This is a genomic window from Sinanaerobacter sp. ZZT-01 (assembly GCF_035621135.1).
GTDB lineage: Bacteria > Bacillota > Clostridia > Peptostreptococcales > Anaerovoracaceae > IOR16.
In genome coordinates this window covers 1,973,626-1,989,145 of the sequence record NZ_CP141728.1, presented here as the reverse complement: position 1 = coordinate 1,989,145, position 15,520 = coordinate 1,973,626, and the positions used below count along the sequence as shown (strand labels likewise).

The following is a 15,520-nucleotide window of genomic DNA, read 5'->3' as shown; positions in this document are numbered from 1 at the left end:
TATTATTTTCAAGATTTTATAATATGTTAATTACTGTAAATTTTTTTACCATAATTTTCTTGTATCTTAATTTGTATCTTATATTTTATAATAATCTTGTAGATGGAAATCCTAACCATCCTTCCATTTACAAGAACAGGGGATGCGTTTTACGCTCCCCTGTTTAAATCTAAGTCAAATGTTTAGAAATAATTCTCCCATTATCTTAAACGTTATTTCCTATTTAGCATCCAATATTATCTTTATCGAATCGTATTTCTCCCTTCTCGTTTTGCTTCGTATAATTTCTTGTCAATTTCACGAAAAATCGAATCGCACGTCGGCATTGGGTCAAATTTGTTGATGGTAAAAACCCCAAAACTACAAGTTGTTTTTATTTCGTGACTATGATACCGAAATACCTTACTTTCAATAATGCTTCGGATTTCCTCTGCTCTTTTCTTTGCGGTCTGATTTTCCGTTCCTACAAGGCATAGCAAAAATTCATCGCCGCCATATCGAGCTGCCCAATCTGAGCTTTTACGAATTTCTTTTTTTAATTCTGTTGAGAATTCATATAAAAGATAGTCTCCTGCGACATGACCATAAGAATCATTTGTTTTTTTAAAGTAGTCTAAATCGGTAAATAGAAGAGAGAGCGGAAGATTTTGTTTTGCACAGTCTTTAATGACATTTGGGAGCATTTGATTAATATATCTGCGATTATATAAGCCAGTCAATTCATCCGTAATGGACAATTGATAGGCATTTTCCAATAAAATGTTACTTTTTCCCATCATATAGCTCATATTGATTTTTCCGGTTACATTGGCCGCACACTCCATAATTAACCTTCTTTCATCAATTTCAACTGGTGATACAGAAAACAGCATTAAAATTTGGCTCTCTTGTTCCACCCAATACATAGTTGTGTCGGCTGCCAAGCACCTATGATACAGCTCTTGCCGTACCGAGTAATCAAAAGCAGGAATAGAATGGTGTTGCTGATGGGCAGGATATTCAGCATAGAGGGTCTCACTTTCAATATCAATTAAACGGATACAATCAAACAGCTTGCTTATTGTTTTCATCTGTATTAACTCTCCCCTATGACTTTTCATATCTCCCTCCTTTCTGAATCAATAAAAAAACTGTTTTTACGAAACAGTACAAGCTATGAGTTTCAATTGTTTTTTCAGCTTATAAATATAAAAAAAGTCATTATATCTTTATATTAACGCATTATTTATTTATTTTTGTATATATTAATAATCTTAGTATAAGCTATTAGTCTAATAAAATCAATATCTTATAGCTTGTTTTTGAAGCTGTAAGCTTCATATACGATAATGTGAAAGAGGTGCTGAGATGAAAAAAGATTTAAACATGCAAATCGGGTCACGTATCCGTGTAAAAAGAGAAGAATTAAAATTAAGTCGTGAAAAGCTCGCCGAATGCATTGATGTATCACCACAATTTCTTGCTCAAATTGAACTAGGCAGGAGAGGCATGTCAACCGCAACCCTTTACAAAGTATGTAATGCATTAAGTGCTTCGGCGGACTATATTGTGCTGGGAAAAGCAGAAAAAAATGATCTAACTATATTTCACGAAATGCTTTCCAATCTTGATCAAAAATATCTACCTTATGCCGAAGACTTTTTAAAAACATTTATTTTAGCTGTTAACAAATAAGAAAATCCCACTTATAGCCATTTGCTGAAAGTGGGATTTTTACTTAAAAAATAGGAAACACCACTAAGATGTTTCCCAAAAATTATTTTTTTCTTTAAGAGTTAAAGATTCCTATTATTTCCCTTCAATCCAACCATTCACTAAGTCTTCATGCGCATTCATCCAATCTCTTGCAATTTCAACTGGATCTTTGTCGCTGTTATTTTCGATTTCACCCATTAAATCGCCAAGTTCTGCACCGCTCATAAAGAAATTGGTTAAGAAGTTAGCCACCTCAGGCATATCTTTGGATAGATCTTTTCTTGCAATTGTATGGATGTATTCTGCTTCTCCATATGCGCCCTTCGGATCATCTAAAAATTTAAGATCCCATTTTGCAAACATCCAATGTGGCTCCCATCCGGTAACAATAATCGGCTCTTCGTTATCTATCGCCTTTTTCAAAGCCGCTGTCATGGTTGGACCGCTTCCTGGCATCAATTCATAATCTAACTTATACTCTTCAATCGCCTTTTCCGTAGCATTCATGATGCCAGCACCGGAGTCAATACCTACTATTTTACCGCCAAATTCAGCTTTTAAGCTATTTAGTTCTTCAATACTATCAATATCTACATAAGAAGGTACTGCTAACCCAATTCTTGCATTTTCAAAATTATAACCTAAATCTTCAACCTTATCACCGAATTTTTTCATATAATCTTCATGTGTTATTGGCAGCCAAGAATCTAAAAAGGCATCTGTGTTTCCACTTGCTAATGACGTGAATAATGGAGCTGCATCTGTCATTGTAAGGTCAACCTCATACCCCATTTTATCTTCAAGAATTGCCTTTGCAAGATTTGTCATTGCAATTCCCTCAGACCAATTTACATAACCCAGTTTAACAGTTTTATTGCCACTGTCTCCACCATTGTCACCACTTCCGCTATCCGTACCGCATCCGGTAAAAATACCTAAACTTAAAACCCCAATAAGTATTATCACTAATAACTTCTTCATTTCTCTTTTCGCTCCTCTCTCTTTCAAAAATAATATAAATAAGAAAACTTCTGCTAGTTGCTATTGAAGTTTTTTACTTATCAGATCCTTAGAAATTTCCTTTTGCAGGCTTTTTGTTGCGTGATTGTCCAAGACCCTGAGTAATTCGATCTAATATCATAGCAAGTATTACTACAGCTAGCCCTCCTTCAAAGCCTTCTCCAACCTTTAGCTGCGTAATCCCTTTTAAAACAGAGATTCCCAACCCACTGGCACCAATCATAGCAGATATAACTACCATTGAAAGTGATAGCATAATGGTTTGATTCAATCCTGCCAGGATGGTAGGCATTGCCAAAGGAATTTGAACCTTAAACAACATTTGTTTATCCGTAGAGCCAAAGGCTTTCGAGGCTTCTATTACGTCTTTTGGAACTTGACGTATACCTAAGTTGGTCAATCGTACGGCAGGAGGCATGGCGAATATGATTGTTGCAACAGCACCCGGAACCGATCCCAGGTCAAAAAAGTACACTGCCGGTATTAGATATACAAATGCAGGCATTGTCTGCATAAAATCTAAAATAGGCCGAATAATTTTATTTGCCCCTTCCCTTCTCGACATCCAAATTCCCAAAGGTATTCCGACAATTAAAGCAATTAACGCTGACGTTATGACTAATGCTAAAGTTTGCATAGTCTCCGTCCATAGACCTATGGATTGTATAACAAGTAAGCCTACAAGTGCAAAAATCGCCACTCCTTTATTTGCTAATCTCCAAGCAAGCAAAGCGATTATAATAATCATTACATAGAAAGGAATTATTGTAAAAACAAACTCAAAACCTGTAATAATAAAAAGTAAGACTGCTTTTATCACGTCAAAAAAAACAGCCCAGTTTACTGTAAGCCAATCAGTCAAACGTTCAACAAAATCTCCAATAGGAAGTCTATACATTTTCCCCCTCCTCTCCGTAAATGCCTGCCAAAACAGATACTTTCATTATAATTCCCATGATTTTTTCTTCTTCATCTACCACTACAATAGGGTATTTCGAATCAATAACCAAAGGCAATAAGTTCTCTATGGACATATCAGGAGAAACGGTTTTAATGTCTTTATTTAAAACGCTTTCCATATCTTGATTTTCAGATTTTAATAATTCCAGGGCGTCATCAATCGTAAGCAGACCTTTTACACGTCCTTCTTTATCTAACACAAAGATACTTGATATCGATGCTTCCTTCATTTTTCTCACGGCTAAACGTGCCCCGTCTTTTGCGAAAGCAACAGGACTAGGCTTCTTCATAATGGTGGAAGCCGTCACGACCTTTACACGATTAACATCTTTAACAAATTCTCTTACATATCCGTCCGCAGGGCTTGTCAGAATTTCCTCGGGTGTACCAATCTGAACGATCACACCATCTTTCATGATTGCAATTCTGTCTCCGAGTTTTAACGCTTCATCTAAATCATGCGTAATAAAGATAATTGTTTTATGCATTTTGTTCTGCAAAATAAGGAGCTCATCCTGCATTTCTTTCCTTATTAAAGGATCAAGTGCACTAAACGCCTCATCCATAAGCAAAACATCAGACCCCATAGCTAACGCTCTTGCCAAGCCGACTCTTTGCTGCATACCTCCGCTCAGTTCAGACGGCATACGATCTTCATACCCCTCTAAACCTACCATGCTTATAGCTTCATATGCTCTCTTTTTTCTTTCTTCTATACCAACACCTTGGATTTCTAGCCCAAAGGCAACATTGCTTTCAATATTACGATGAGGCAACAATGCAAAATTCTGAAAAACCATTGAAATCTTTTTTCGTCTCACATTTAAGAGTTTTTCTTTGCTGCATCCCACAATATTTTCATCATCAATTAATATTTCTCCTGAGGTTGGTTTAATTAGACTGTTTAAACATCGAATCAAAGTGGATTTACCACTGCCGGACAGTCCCATAACTACAAATATCTCACCTTCTTCAACCTCAAAATTTGCATTATTTACACCAACTCCATGACCGGTTGCTTTTAATATTTCTTCTTTACGCTTTCCTTCTTCTACTAAGCGCAATATTTTCTTTGGATTTGATCCAAAGATTTTATATAAACCTTTTACTTCTATTTTGGACATATTATTCCCCCTTTCATCTGCCAATTATAATTTAACAAAATAATTATATTAATTACATTATCACAGCCAAAATCAACAAAGTTACAACCTAATTATACATTACAAGTTGTTACTTTGTCAAGTATTTATGGGTTACTCACCAATCGCTTTCACATTTATTGCATAAATTATATTTATAAAGACAATCTATATTTTAAAGAAATAAAATAATATTTGTCTACTCTTAATTCTTTTATAGTTTGATTTTTATTAAGTTCTTATACATTAAACTACTCTATATTCAGACATTACGCTTCTATTATATAGAGTAGTTTTAAAGCACCAGATTATAAAAAAGAACAGGCTCTAAAAAGCCTGTTCTTTTTTATAAAATAACTGTCTTATTCACTTACTTCTTTTTTTGTAAAAATGTTTAATAGCTTGAACATCAATGGAACATATGTTGCAATGAAAACCGTCAAAGAAACTGCGGTTGCCGGCTTTTTTGCCTTATGCGGCAATTTTACTCCAAATAATATCCCCAATGAGAAAAGACAAAGCTTAAGCAATGAAATATCTCTCCAATCTGACTGTTGCATAAACGTATCACCATAAGAAAATAAGTTTTTCATTATCACCACTCCTCTCTGTTTCTTCTATTATATCATAAGTGCAAACCGCTACTCCGGTTTGCTTCACACCGATACAATCAATACATGCGAGACAAAATACATAGGGATTTTGTTACAGGATTTGTATTTATTATAACACGAAGTTCTTTTATTATAGATAAATTAGATAAAAGAAGAGTTGGAAATGATTCCTTTCACGCCGTTCATAATGTTATTTCCCTTTATGTTTCTGCTTTTTCTTTTGTTGCTTTAATACAAATTGGTGCTGTTTTTCTTCTTCCGATTTCTTCTTCCTTTTTTGCTTCCTTTCTTGTTTTGCTACTTCGTGCTGAAGCTTTAAAGCCTGCTGTGCTTTCGTTCCCAATCCAGTTTTGTGTAAGTTTCGGCTGATTTCACGTTGCAAGCGCTTTGGGTTCAACGATTTTTCATCCTTTAACTTTGTTCGAATCGAAGGACTGAATTTAAACTCAAAAAAATGACTGGATAAATACGCATAAATTTCGTAATCTTTTGGCTCCGTTCCAAACAAAATTTTACAAGCTTCCATCCTGTGATTTTCATTTCGTTCATATACACCAACCCAAAAAGGATCATCAAAAAATACCGTAAGTTTCGCTGTTATATTTGCCATATAGATGCCTCCCATAAAAAAATTTGTACACAGAACGGACAACCCATGGGAGGGCAGGTTACTGACAGGAATTTCCTGCGTCCGGACTACCAGCCGGAGCTGTGTTTTTATCTATGTATTTTTATATTATCCACTTTTAATTTGATTGTCAATTTTTTCTTCCCTTTTCTTATACGTCCACCTTCAAAATTATGTCCCACTTTTCGAGAATAAAATTTGCGATATTCGGATCATACATCGATCCTATGTTTTTTTCCACTTCTGATTTGCAAGCCTCAGCAGACATTCCTTTTCTATATTGGCGCTCATGCATCATGGCATCAATTGAATCTGCAATTGCGATAATTCTAGACCCAAATGGAATCTCTTCTCCTTTTAATCCGTCCGGATACCCGTTTCCATCCCATCTTTCATGATGGTGCCGCACAATGATAGCAATCTCTTCAAATCTTTCTACTTTTTTCAGTATTTCATAGCCAATTACAGGATGTTGCTTGATCAACTCCCACTCCTTGTCGTTTAAATCGCCCTGTTTTCTTAAAATTCGATCTTCAATTCCAATTTTTCCTATATCATGAACGTGTGCCGCAATATGAATGGTTTCTGCTTCATCTTCCGTCAAATTTAAAAGCGTACATATCTGTTCTGTCGTATCACTAACTCGGTTTGAATGGCTTGCTGTATATTCATCTCTTGCTTCCAATGCTGTTACAATTCCGAAAATTAGATCGTGGTATAACAATAAGGAATCAATCCTTTTTTTTCTTGACAATATCGAATTCCCCCTTCTGCGCTGCAGTATTAAATATAAATAAATCGTCCTGCGATTAGCCCTATCTAACTACAACCAATCATACCATTCATCCTTTTTTTGGTCAACAAAAAGGGAACTGTTAAAAGGAAACTTTGGTCTAAAAAAAGAGTTGACAAACCACTTTTGTAGTTGTATCATATGCTCAATATACAAAAGCAATGACAGGGTAAAGTAAGTGATTCACCAATGTATACAGAGAATTCGGAAAAGATGAGATCCGATTACATGTGTTCACCCAAGTTCCCCCTTGAGCTGGTACATTGAACAATAGCAGTTTGCAAACAGTAGGTGTACACGGTTTCCCCCGTTACAGGGATACGGATGTTATGTCCTGAGTGGCTGATAGCTTATCCTCATTTTAAGCGCAGCAAATAGAGTGGTACCACGGGCTTCCCGTCTCTTATGAGACGAGAAGTCCTTTTTGTTTTGTCAATGTAAAATCAGCAGCAGCAATTATCATTATTATTCATGTCATTACAGCCACCGCACATGCCCGGCATACAAATTATTACAAGTAACAACAGAAAAAAGAACAGAAGACTATCGTCAATTCCTGCACCGCATTCATTGTAACATCTCATGAAATAATACCTCCTTAAAGTTTATGATATAGAATATGAAAACGCATTGGATTTGGTGACACAAAAAAAATTATAGCAGTAAAGGAGATAAATTATGTATTGGAATGAACCGATCGAAACCATGAGCAGAGACCATATGCATGCACTCCAAAGTGAGAGATTGAAAGATACGGTTTCCCGTGTGTATCAAAATGTAAAATTTTATAGAAAAAAAATGCAAGAACTCGGTATTGAACCGGGTGATATCAAAAGTATTGATGATATTATACGTCTCCCATTCACTACAAAAAAAGATTTGCGAGACAATTATCCATTTGGGCTATGTGCCGTACCAAAAAGTGAATTTGTCCGCATCCACGCTTCATCAGGAACCACAGGAAAGCCAACCTCCGTTCCCCATACCAGAAAAGACCTTGATACCTTTGCAGAATGCGTAGCAAGAGCCATTTGCTGTACCGGAGGAACTAGGGAAGATGTGGTTCAAGTCGCTTACGGTTACGGTTTGTTTACCGGAGGTCTCGGGCTCCATGACGGAGCCACTCGGCTTGGAGCGGCTGTCGTTCCGATTTCAGGAGGGAATACGAGAAACCAGCTTACCTTAATGCAGGATTTTGGCACTACTATTTTAGCCTGCACACCTTCTTATGCTCTGTTTTTAGGCGAAGCATTGGCCGAAGCCGGAGTCGACCCAAAATCACTAGATCTACGTATCGGGATCTTCGGTGCAGAACCGTGGAGTAAGGAAATGCGTAAAAAAATTGAAAAAGATCTAAACCTTACCGCATACGATATTTATGGTCTTTCTGAAATCATGGGTCCTGGAGTGTCGATCAGCTGCGAAAAGCAAAATGGACTACACATTGCCGAAGACCATTTCTACCCTGAAATCTTAAATCCGGATACACTTGAGCCTCTTTCAGACGGTACAACCGGCGAACTTGTTTTTACGCACCTTACAAAAGAAGCAATGCCTCTTTTAAGATATCGGACAAAAGATTTAAGCAGTATTACACATGAACCATGCGACTGCGGAAGAACCAGTGCTCGAATGTCCAAAGTCTGCGGTCGTTCTGATGATATGCTCATCATCCGTGGCGTCAATGTATTTCCGTCTCAGATCGAAAGTGTTCTGCTTGAAGTTCCCGAAGCAAAGCCACATTATTTGATTATTGTCGACCGCCAAGGAACAATGGACACCATTGAATTACAAGTTGAAATAGATGATAAATATTTTACGGACGAAATTGCCGAATTGGAAAAAATTCGTAAGAAAATCAAACAAAAAATTGACAGTGTACTACGTATTAGTGTTATAGTAAAACTAGTAGAGCACAAAACAATCCAACGCAGCGAAGGTAAAGCAAAACGAGTTATTGACAAACGCCATATATAAATAAAAAAAGGAAGGTGAACACAATGATAATTAAACAGCTATCCGTTTTTATCCAAAATGAAACCGGAAGACTCATGGAAGTCACCGAAACACTGCATCAGGCAAATGTAAATATTTCAGCACTAAATATTGCAGAAACTGCTGAGTATGGTGTACTCCGCATGATTGTTGACGACATTGAAAAAGCCGTTAGCGTTTTAAAAAAATTAAGCTATTCTTTAAAAGTAACCGATGTTCTATGTATAGAAATGCCCGATGTTCCTGGTTCACTGAACCGTGTATTAAAAGCACTTGCACCGGTTGACCTCAACGTTTCTTATATGTACGGCTATTCCAGTAATTCGAAAGCTCCTCTTATTCTCAAAGTGGTAGATAACGAGCGAGCCGAAACCGCATTAAAGGAAGCTGGGCTCGAATAAAATTTACTTAAAAAATATTTAAAAAAAAACCGATCCACTTCTAAACTATGGATCGGTTTTTTTGCATTGCGTTACAACACGCATGTACATCAATAAGCTGCCTGTTAATCCGACTCATTGAAAACAGGGTATCCTCACAGCAAAGAACTGTTTGTTATTTCCTTTTTTCATTCGCTATAGCTTTAATTCTAGAATCAGCGTTTCCAAAGTTTTCAATTCTTCTTTTGTCAATGTAATTCCACGACTCATTGATTTGTGATTCTTATCCCAGTCCCTCAGGTCATATTTCGGCATTCCTCCATTCCAAGAAACCATGTTTAATTCTCTCTGCCATCCATTCGCAGAAACAGAAATCACTCCAAAATGTTCATTAATCTCAAATGTTACTTCACGTTCCTTCTCCTTCGTACTCATAGGCACTCCTTTCAGTTTATTTCCTATATTTTACCACAATTATATATATTTTACATTTATATGTCAATATAATTTACAATATTTTACATATGTTTTTATTTAATATATACTATTCTTTCTTTTTCACAATTTGATTTATACGAGCACTACCGATTTCCAGGTTTTTTTTAGGGCACTTTATGATATAATAAATACAAATCCTGTAACAAAATCCCTATGCATTTTGTCTTGCATGTATTGATTGTATCGGTGTGTAGCAAACCGGAGCAGCGGTTTGCACTTATGATATAATAAATACAAATCCTATAACAAAATTCTATGTATTTTGTATATATAAATTAGGATCTTTTTGTTATATAAAAACGCAGGTTATACTTGCATTTGAGGACAGAACCAGCAAATACCAAAGATAAAAGAAGAGGATAACACATGAGCGTATTAATCGTAGAAAACGTCACCCACGGATTTGGAGGAAGACAAATTTTGGAAGATGCCTCCTTCCGTTTGTTAAAAGGAGAACACGTCGGACTGATTGGAGCCAATGGAGAAGGAAAATCAACTTTTCTAAATATTATTACCGGTCAATTAGCTCCGGATGAAGGAAAAATAGAGTGGTCAAAGCGAGTTACCGTAGGATACCTAGACCAGCATTCCAGCCTAAAAAAAGGAATGACCATACGAGATATTTTAAGAGAAGCTTTTCAAAATTCATTCGATTTAGAAGCTGAAATGCTCTCTCTTTATGAAAAAATGAGTGAAGCCGAAAGTGAAGAGTTAGAATCAATGATGGAAGATGCCGGAGAAATTCAGCAAATTTTAGAACATAGCGGTTTTTACACTTTGGACTCTAAAATAGAAGAAGTTGCCAATGGCTTAGGACTCGGAAGTATTGGACTGGACAAGGATGTCAGTGATCTTTCCGGCGGTCAGCGAACCAAAGTACTTTTAACAAAACTTCTCCTTCAGGATCCAACGATTTTAATTTTAGATGAGCCAACCAACTATTTAGATTTCGAACATATAGAATGGTTAAAGCGTTACTTACAGGAATATGAAAACGCTTTTATTCTTGTATCGCATGATATGACTTTTTTAAATGATGTAGTTAATGTCATTTATCATGTAAACGACGGCGTACTGACTCGCTATACCGGAAACTACGAAAAATTCATGCAGATGTATGAAGTAAAGAAATTGCAAGAAGCAAAAGCATATGAAAAGCAGCTGGCTGAGCGAGAACGGATGGAAGACTTCATTGCACGGAATAAAGCTCGTGTTGCAACGAGAGGAATGGCAAACAGTCGTCAAAAAATGTTAGACAAAATGGAAATACTAGAAAAACCGAAAGAAAAACCGAAACCATCTTTTGGCTTTAAAGAAGCACGAACGCCGGGACGTTTTATCGTAGAAGCCAAGGATTTAATTCTCGGCTACAACGAGCCTCTTACAAGGCCGGTTTCCTTTGCTTTGGAACGTGGTCAGAAAGTGGCCATTGTAGGAACAAACGGTTTAGGCAAGACCACCTTATTAAAAACTATTCTTGGGAAAATAAAACCGCTTTCCGGAATGTCTGAGCTTGGAGATTTCCTCGTTCCTGCTTACTTTGAACAAGAGGCGGAGCGTGAGAACTCTCAGACTGCTTTGGAAAGCATCTGGACGGAATACCCTACCTATACCAATGGTGAAGTCAGGGCTGCTCTGGCAAAATGCGGACTCACTGCAGAGCATATCACAAGCCAGATGAAGGTCTTAAGCGGTGGCGAAAATGCAAAGGTCCGCCTTTGTAAACTTATGCAAAAGGAAACTAATTGGCTTGTTCTAGACGAGCCAACCAATCACCTTGATAGGGAAGCAAAAGAAGAACTGAAGCGTGCCATTTCCGATTTTAAAGGCACCGTCCTACTGGTATGCCATGAACCCGAATTTTATGAAAGCTGGGTAACAGATATCTGGAACGTGGAAGATTGGACTACAAAAATTGTTTAAATTCTACAAGAGAGCAGTAATCCTTTTATGATTGCTGCTCTCTTTATTAAGTATATTTTAAATACATTAATATGAAAAAGTTTGTGGCCCCGTTGGATATATATTATAAATTTGTTCAATTTTTTCTCCAAGTCCAACCCCTACATCTGGAAATAAATTAATCGGCTGTAATGCCGTAATATTCTCAAAAATAGGTATATTAAATAGTTCAACCGTAAAAAAACCAGGTGCAGATACGCTGGCATTATAGACCGAATATGGACGAACAATTCCCGGAGCTTGTGAAATTTCGGCGCTAACAGCCGGTAAAGCTATTGTTTCTGTTTTTCCATCTATATCTGTCACAACAACTTTTGAAAGATAGAAACCGTTCCCTAAGGGCTTACTTACTGTCACTTCTGCATTCGGAACCGGCAATGTACCTAGGGCGGTTTCAATTTTAAAGGCTAAATATCCGATTTTTGAGTTTTCTTTTGAAAAATCATTCAATAACTCAGCAATAGAAAGAGTATCATTCATATTATCGTCATTATTTACATTTAAGTAGTGTAATGACTCCTCTTGAGGGCTTATCTCATAACGCATTTATTTTCCTCCTCTTATAATCTGTTAATAGGTCTATTATTATATTTATAAAAAAAGGAAAAGGTGAATTACTCTTTATAGCGTCTTAGTCCAATCAAGTCGTTCTTTATTTACATCCACCATAAATGTTCCGATTTTCAGATTTTCATCAAATTCCGGTCCATGAAAATCCGAACCTGCACTTACTACAAGACCAAATTGATCTGCAAGTGCAAGCAAGCGTTCTGTTTCATACGGCAGATGGCGGCTGTAATAGCATTCCATGCCTCGCAAACCCGATTTTTTTAAGCACAGAAGCAAAGACTCCAGCCTTTCAAAAAAACCAGCTTGATCCGGCTGATTTTTTCCTTTATACGAAATTTTCATCGGATGTGCAAGAACAGATATCCCACCTGCTTTTTCAATTAAGGATATTGCTTTTTTTACATCAATCTTTATTCGATGAATCGCTTTGATCTCTGGAGCCTCCAAAAACTCTCCTGGTTGAAATGCATCTTTTAACTCCCTAATATAACCCTGTTTTAATAATGCTCTGGCAAAATTCGGTTTTCCGATATAAGTCTGTTGCGGATAAACCTGAAAATCTTCCTTTTCTAAGAAATAACCTCTTTTTCTCAAAGCAGACAGCAGCTTTTCATTTCGTTCTCGCCTTTTTTCTAAAATTTCTTTTACTTCCTTACCCAGCTCCTTATTTCTTATATCAAATCCATAACCCAATAAGTGCATAAAGCAAGGGAAAGAATCCAAAAAATCTGAAAGCTGTGCTGAAAATTCAATACCTGGAATAACATTTACGCCAAGCTCCTTTCCCGCCTGTATCGCTTCCTCAAGCCCATCTATCCCGTCATGGTCCGTAACCGCAATGACAGATGCCCCACGCTCTTTTGCCATTTTCACCAATGTAAAAGGGGACAAACTCCCATCCGAATAATACGTATGTAGATGCAGATCAATCATGTCTCTTCCTCCCTCATTATAAAATTCTCAAATAATATGAAACTTATTTACATTTTCTCCTACAGTAAAAATACTTTACTACTATTAAATCATAAGTAATTTTACATTTCAAACGAGAATGTCACACCTCTATCCAGCTAAGTTTCAATAATAAATACAAAATACAAAAATTGATACTTTTAATTATTTTATGATACAATTATATTACAATTATTAAGCTTGTTCCGAATAAAGCTGCAAATAATTTATAATCATTGGAGGTTAATCGTATGGAACAGAAAAGAATCAAAAAAAGAAGTCATATCCTTCAAATTTCCTACACTATTTTAGCAACTCTTTGTGTTCCTTTGAATCTGCTTTACTTTACCTTTTTCAACTCCATGCTCTCAGAAAATACCATGGAAACGATGTCAGAAGACACCATAGAAAGTGCCATAGCAAATTTATCTGTCGCTTATTTTATTCTTTCCGCTATCTATGTATCTGTTCTGATTATCTTGGCTATTTTAAATATTACCCAGTCATTCCAAGCGTGCCATGAAAGAGAAACGCTCTTTTGCATAAATGGAATGCTGATTTTGAAATACGGTATGGTTATTTTTTTTATAGTTAATTTTTTCTCTATTGCTTTGATGCTATTCGGTATAAGCTTAAGCGGTCTGCTTATAAGCCATGGCACACTCATTATCGCTACTCCTGTGCTGCTCCCCTTTTTCTTTACTGTAATCAGTGTACTGGGTTTCATCACCTGGCTGGCCATGCTTCCAGGATCTTTTTTTGCAGTTCAAGTCATCCGTTTCAGTTATTCAGAGAAGAAGATTGGAATGGCTGCGGCATTTTGCCACGGCCTGCTTCAATTTTTCTTTTTGACTGATGTCCTTGACACTATGTATTTATCTGTAAAAAAATGGGGCATGGGAAAGAAAAGCTCGATTGTCATTGCGCTCATCTATACTTTGGGACTTGCCTTGCCAATATGGACTGGCATAAAAATATCGGAAATATTGGCATCAGCGCCACTTGGTTATTAAAGCAAATAGTGTTTTCTAAGAAGATAAATGGATGTGGAAGTTTGTCAAGAAGATTATGCTGCATCATTCTGACCTGCATAAGAAAAAAAACGATATGAAGAAAGGCATTTATTTAAACTTCGTGAACAAAGTTTAAGGCAAAAAGAAAAGCCGTAGGATTATGGAGTCCTTCGACTTTTCTCAAAAAGAGATAAAACAGGTTTTATTCCTTAATTTTTACAACCTTTTATTCTCCTAATTCTTTTTCAAATTTTTCTACGTCGGCTATTACAAGATCCATAACCTCTTTTCCTTCTTCACCAGCAAGGTCTACGATTTTGTCCCGTACCGTTAAGCTTGCCTCAACAAAGTTTGCCCTTTCTTCGTCTGTCAAATATTCAATTTTGATTTCCGGTTTCTTCTCTTTGATGACTTCAAACTTTTCTTCCTGAACCTTTTTTAGGCTTTCAGAAGCATAGCTTTCCATATCACCTTTAATGCTGTCTATCAGTTCTTTGTCTTCATCACTCAATCCATTGTAGAATTCACCGTTAAATGCAACAAAGCTTGCCATCTGTGCATGATTTGAGAAAGTGATATAATCTTGTACTTCATAAAATTTCATTTCTTCAATTGCATTGATTGGCTGCTCAGTTCCCTGTACGGTTTTTAACTGAAGTCCACTATACGTCTCCATAAATGCCATAGGTGTAGGATTTGCACCTAATGCTTTATAATTTTCACTGATAAGCGGCGTATTCATAATTCTCATTTTAAAGCCCTTAAAGTCATCCAATGCATGTAATGGCTTGTTGCTTGTCCACTGCATATTTCCAAGACTCAGCCAATCATAAATATGAATGCCTTTTTGCTCAAACATTTCATTCAGCTTCTTCGTCGCTTCGCCCTGTGTAAGTACTGCTTCATTTACTTCATCCTTCTCACTGAAAAGAAAATTTAATGCCATTGCCTGCGTTGCAGGGAAAGTACTCCCAACATCTCCAGCGGCAAAGATTCCAATATCAAGACCTCCGGTCTGAATCATCTCTAACTGGGCAGCAGAATCCCCAAGCTGTCCTACCGGATAGACTTCAACAGTAATTCTTCCCTCCGATTTTTCCTGAATCAATTCGGCAAATCTATTTGCCCACATGTCATACATCGTGTCCTTTGACTCTGTATGAGCCAGCTTCCATACTTCTTTCGCTCCCTCACTTTCATTCCCTTTGTCACCGCATGCAGACATGCCTAATGCCATGCTTACTACCATTACTGTACAGACAAATAAACTAAAAACCCTTTTTTTCATTTCGTAACCCT

General features: G+C 36.7%; 17 protein-coding genes and 1 other annotated feature. Of the genes, 5 read left to right on the top strand and 12 right to left on the bottom strand.

Annotation, left to right across the window (positions count from 1 at the left end):
* Positions 1–242: 242 nt before the first annotated feature.
* Complete coding sequence (locus tag U5921_RS09520; protein ID WP_324822766.1) at positions 243–1,100, bottom strand: GGDEF domain-containing protein; 858 nt, start codon at positions 1,098–1,100, stop codon at positions 243–245.
* A gap of 247 nt (positions 1,101–1,347) precedes the next feature.
* On the opposite strand from U5921_RS09520, the gene U5921_RS09515 reads away from it, so the two are divergent.
* Positions 1,348–1,674 (top strand): helix-turn-helix transcriptional regulator, encoded by a 327-nt coding sequence (locus tag U5921_RS09515; protein ID WP_324822764.1) that lies wholly within the window; start codon positions 1,348–1,350, stop codon positions 1,672–1,674.
* Positions 1,675–1,788: 114 nt separating this feature from the next.
* Here the strand turns inward: U5921_RS09515 and U5921_RS09510 are convergent, their stop codons facing one another.
* The 7 genes from U5921_RS09510 to U5921_RS09480 all read right to left on the bottom strand — a co-directional run bounded on the left by U5921_RS09510 (position 1,789) and on the right by U5921_RS09480 (position 7,436).
* Positions 1,789–2,676, bottom strand: coding sequence for a glycine betaine ABC transporter substrate-binding protein (locus U5921_RS09510; RefSeq protein WP_324822762.1), 888 nt, complete (start codon positions 2,674–2,676; stop codon positions 1,789–1,791).
* A gap of 88 nt (positions 2,677–2,764) precedes the next feature.
* On the bottom strand, positions 2,765–3,613 hold the full coding sequence (locus tag U5921_RS09505) for a proline/glycine betaine ABC transporter permease (protein WP_324822760.1): 849 nt from the start codon (positions 3,611–3,613) through the stop codon (positions 2,765–2,767).
* Entirely contained in the window at positions 3,606–4,799 is a 1,194-nt protein-coding gene (locus tag U5921_RS09500; protein WP_324822758.1) for a glycine betaine/L-proline ABC transporter ATP-binding protein, read from the bottom strand. The genes U5921_RS09505 and U5921_RS09500 overlap by 8 nt, the downstream gene beginning before the upstream one ends.
* 380 nt (positions 4,800–5,179) lie before the next feature.
* Positions 5,180–5,410, bottom strand: a complete 231-nt coding sequence (locus U5921_RS09495) for a hypothetical protein (protein WP_324822757.1) — start codon at positions 5,408–5,410, stop codon at positions 5,180–5,182.
* A 211-nt stretch (positions 5,411–5,621) separates the two neighbouring features.
* A complete protein-coding gene (locus U5921_RS09490; protein WP_324822755.1) occupies positions 5,622–6,041 on the bottom strand; it encodes a YjdF family protein in 420 nt (139 codons plus the stop codon).
* Between the two features lie 169 nt (positions 6,042–6,210).
* Entirely contained in the window at positions 6,211–6,813 is a 603-nt protein-coding gene (locus tag U5921_RS09485) for an HD-GYP domain-containing protein (RefSeq protein ID WP_324822753.1), read from the bottom strand.
* 191 nt (positions 6,814–7,004) lie between these two features.
* Positions 7,005–7,259: a binding site (T-box leader), on the top strand.
* A gap of 36 nt (positions 7,260–7,295) precedes the next feature.
* Positions 7,296–7,436: a hypothetical protein gene (locus U5921_RS09480; protein WP_324822751.1), complete on the bottom strand. Its 141-nt coding sequence runs from the start codon at positions 7,434–7,436 to the stop codon at positions 7,296–7,298.
* Positions 7,437–7,527: 91 nt separating this feature from the next.
* Between U5921_RS09480 and U5921_RS09475 the strand changes: the two genes are divergently transcribed.
* Positions 7,528–8,829, top strand: a complete 1,302-nt coding sequence (locus U5921_RS09475; RefSeq protein WP_324825980.1) for a phenylacetate--CoA ligase — start codon at positions 7,528–7,530, stop codon at positions 8,827–8,829.
* A gap of 23 nt (positions 8,830–8,852) precedes the next feature.
* Positions 8,853–9,248 (top strand): hypothetical protein, encoded by a 396-nt coding sequence (locus U5921_RS09470; protein WP_324822749.1) that lies wholly within the window; start codon positions 8,853–8,855, stop codon positions 9,246–9,248.
* A 174-nt stretch (positions 9,249–9,422) separates the two neighbouring features.
* Here U5921_RS09470 and U5921_RS09465 read toward each other — a convergent pair whose 3' ends face one another.
* On the bottom strand, positions 9,423–9,662 hold the full coding sequence (locus U5921_RS09465; RefSeq protein WP_324822748.1) for a YdbC family protein: 240 nt from the start codon (positions 9,660–9,662) through the stop codon (positions 9,423–9,425).
* Positions 9,663–10,091: 429 nt separating this feature from the next.
* Here U5921_RS09465 and U5921_RS09460 point away from each other — a divergent pair, with 429 nt between their 5' ends.
* Positions 10,092–11,648 (top strand): ABC-F family ATP-binding cassette domain-containing protein, encoded by a 1,557-nt coding sequence (locus U5921_RS09460; protein WP_324822746.1) that lies wholly within the window; start codon positions 10,092–10,094, stop codon positions 11,646–11,648.
* A gap of 66 nt (positions 11,649–11,714) precedes the next feature.
* On the opposite strand, the gene U5921_RS09455 is transcribed toward U5921_RS09460, so the two are convergent.
* Both U5921_RS09455 and U5921_RS09450 read right to left on the bottom strand, forming a co-directional pair.
* Positions 11,715–12,233: a hypothetical protein gene (locus tag U5921_RS09455; RefSeq protein ID WP_324822744.1), complete on the bottom strand. Its 519-nt coding sequence runs from the start codon at positions 12,231–12,233 to the stop codon at positions 11,715–11,717.
* Positions 12,234–12,308: 75 nt separating this feature from the next.
* The gene (locus tag U5921_RS09450) at positions 12,309–13,190 is read right to left on the bottom strand and encodes a PHP domain-containing protein (protein ID WP_324822742.1); all 882 of its coding nucleotides are present in this window, start codon (positions 13,188–13,190) and stop codon (positions 12,309–12,311) included.
* A 269-nt stretch (positions 13,191–13,459) separates the two neighbouring features.
* On the opposite strand from U5921_RS09450, the gene U5921_RS09445 reads away from it, so the two are divergent.
* Positions 13,460–14,221 (top strand): hypothetical protein, encoded by a 762-nt coding sequence (locus U5921_RS09445; RefSeq protein ID WP_324822740.1) that lies wholly within the window; start codon positions 13,460–13,462, stop codon positions 14,219–14,221.
* A gap of 226 nt (positions 14,222–14,447) precedes the next feature.
* Here the strand turns inward: U5921_RS09445 and U5921_RS09440 are convergent, their stop codons facing one another.
* Positions 14,448–15,509, bottom strand: a complete 1,062-nt coding sequence (locus U5921_RS09440) for a DctP family TRAP transporter solute-binding subunit (RefSeq protein WP_324822738.1) — start codon at positions 15,507–15,509, stop codon at positions 14,448–14,450.
* Between the last annotated feature and the right edge of the window lie 11 nt (positions 15,510–15,520).

Coding starts and splice junctions, on each gene's coding strand:
- U5921_RS09520 (WP_324822766.1), bottom strand. CDS start 1,100: ATGAAAAGTCATAGGGGAGAGTTAATACAGATGAAAACAATAAGCAAG.
- U5921_RS09515 (WP_324822764.1), top strand. CDS start 1,348: ATGAAAAAAGATTTAAACATGCAAATCGGGTCACGTATCCGTGTAAAA.
- U5921_RS09510 (WP_324822762.1), bottom strand. CDS start 2,676: ATGAAGAAGTTATTAGTGATAATACTTATTGGGGTTTTAAGTTTAGGT.
- U5921_RS09505 (WP_324822760.1), bottom strand. CDS start 3,613: ATGTATAGACTTCCTATTGGAGATTTTGTTGAACGTTTGACTGATTGG.
- U5921_RS09500 (WP_324822758.1), bottom strand. CDS start 4,799: ATGTCCAAAATAGAAGTAAAAGGTTTATATAAAATCTTTGGATCAAAT.
- U5921_RS09495 (WP_324822757.1), bottom strand. CDS start 5,410: ATGAAAAACTTATTTTCTTATGGTGATACGTTTATGCAACAGTCAGAT.
- U5921_RS09490 (WP_324822755.1), bottom strand. CDS start 6,041: ATGGCAAATATAACAGCGAAACTTACGGTATTTTTTGATGATCCTTTT.
- U5921_RS09480 (WP_324822751.1), bottom strand. CDS start 7,436: ATGAGATGTTACAATGAATGCGGTGCAGGAATTGACGATAGTCTTCTG.
- U5921_RS09470 (WP_324822749.1), top strand. CDS start 8,853: ATGATAATTAAACAGCTATCCGTTTTTATCCAAAATGAAACCGGAAGA.
- U5921_RS09465 (WP_324822748.1), bottom strand. CDS start 9,662: ATGAGTACGAAGGAGAAGGAACGTGAAGTAACATTTGAGATTAATGAA.
- U5921_RS09460 (WP_324822746.1), top strand. CDS start 10,092: ATGAGCGTATTAATCGTAGAAAACGTCACCCACGGATTTGGAGGAAGA.
- U5921_RS09455 (WP_324822744.1), bottom strand. CDS start 12,233: ATGCGTTATGAGATAAGCCCTCAAGAGGAGTCATTACACTACTTAAAT.
- U5921_RS09450 (WP_324822742.1), bottom strand. CDS start 13,190: ATGATTGATCTGCATCTACATACGTATTATTCGGATGGGAGTTTGTCC.
- U5921_RS09445 (WP_324822740.1), top strand. CDS start 13,460: ATGGAACAGAAAAGAATCAAAAAAAGAAGTCATATCCTTCAAATTTCC.
- U5921_RS09440 (WP_324822738.1), bottom strand. CDS start 15,509: ATGAAAAAAAGGGTTTTTAGTTTATTTGTCTGTACAGTAATGGTAGTA.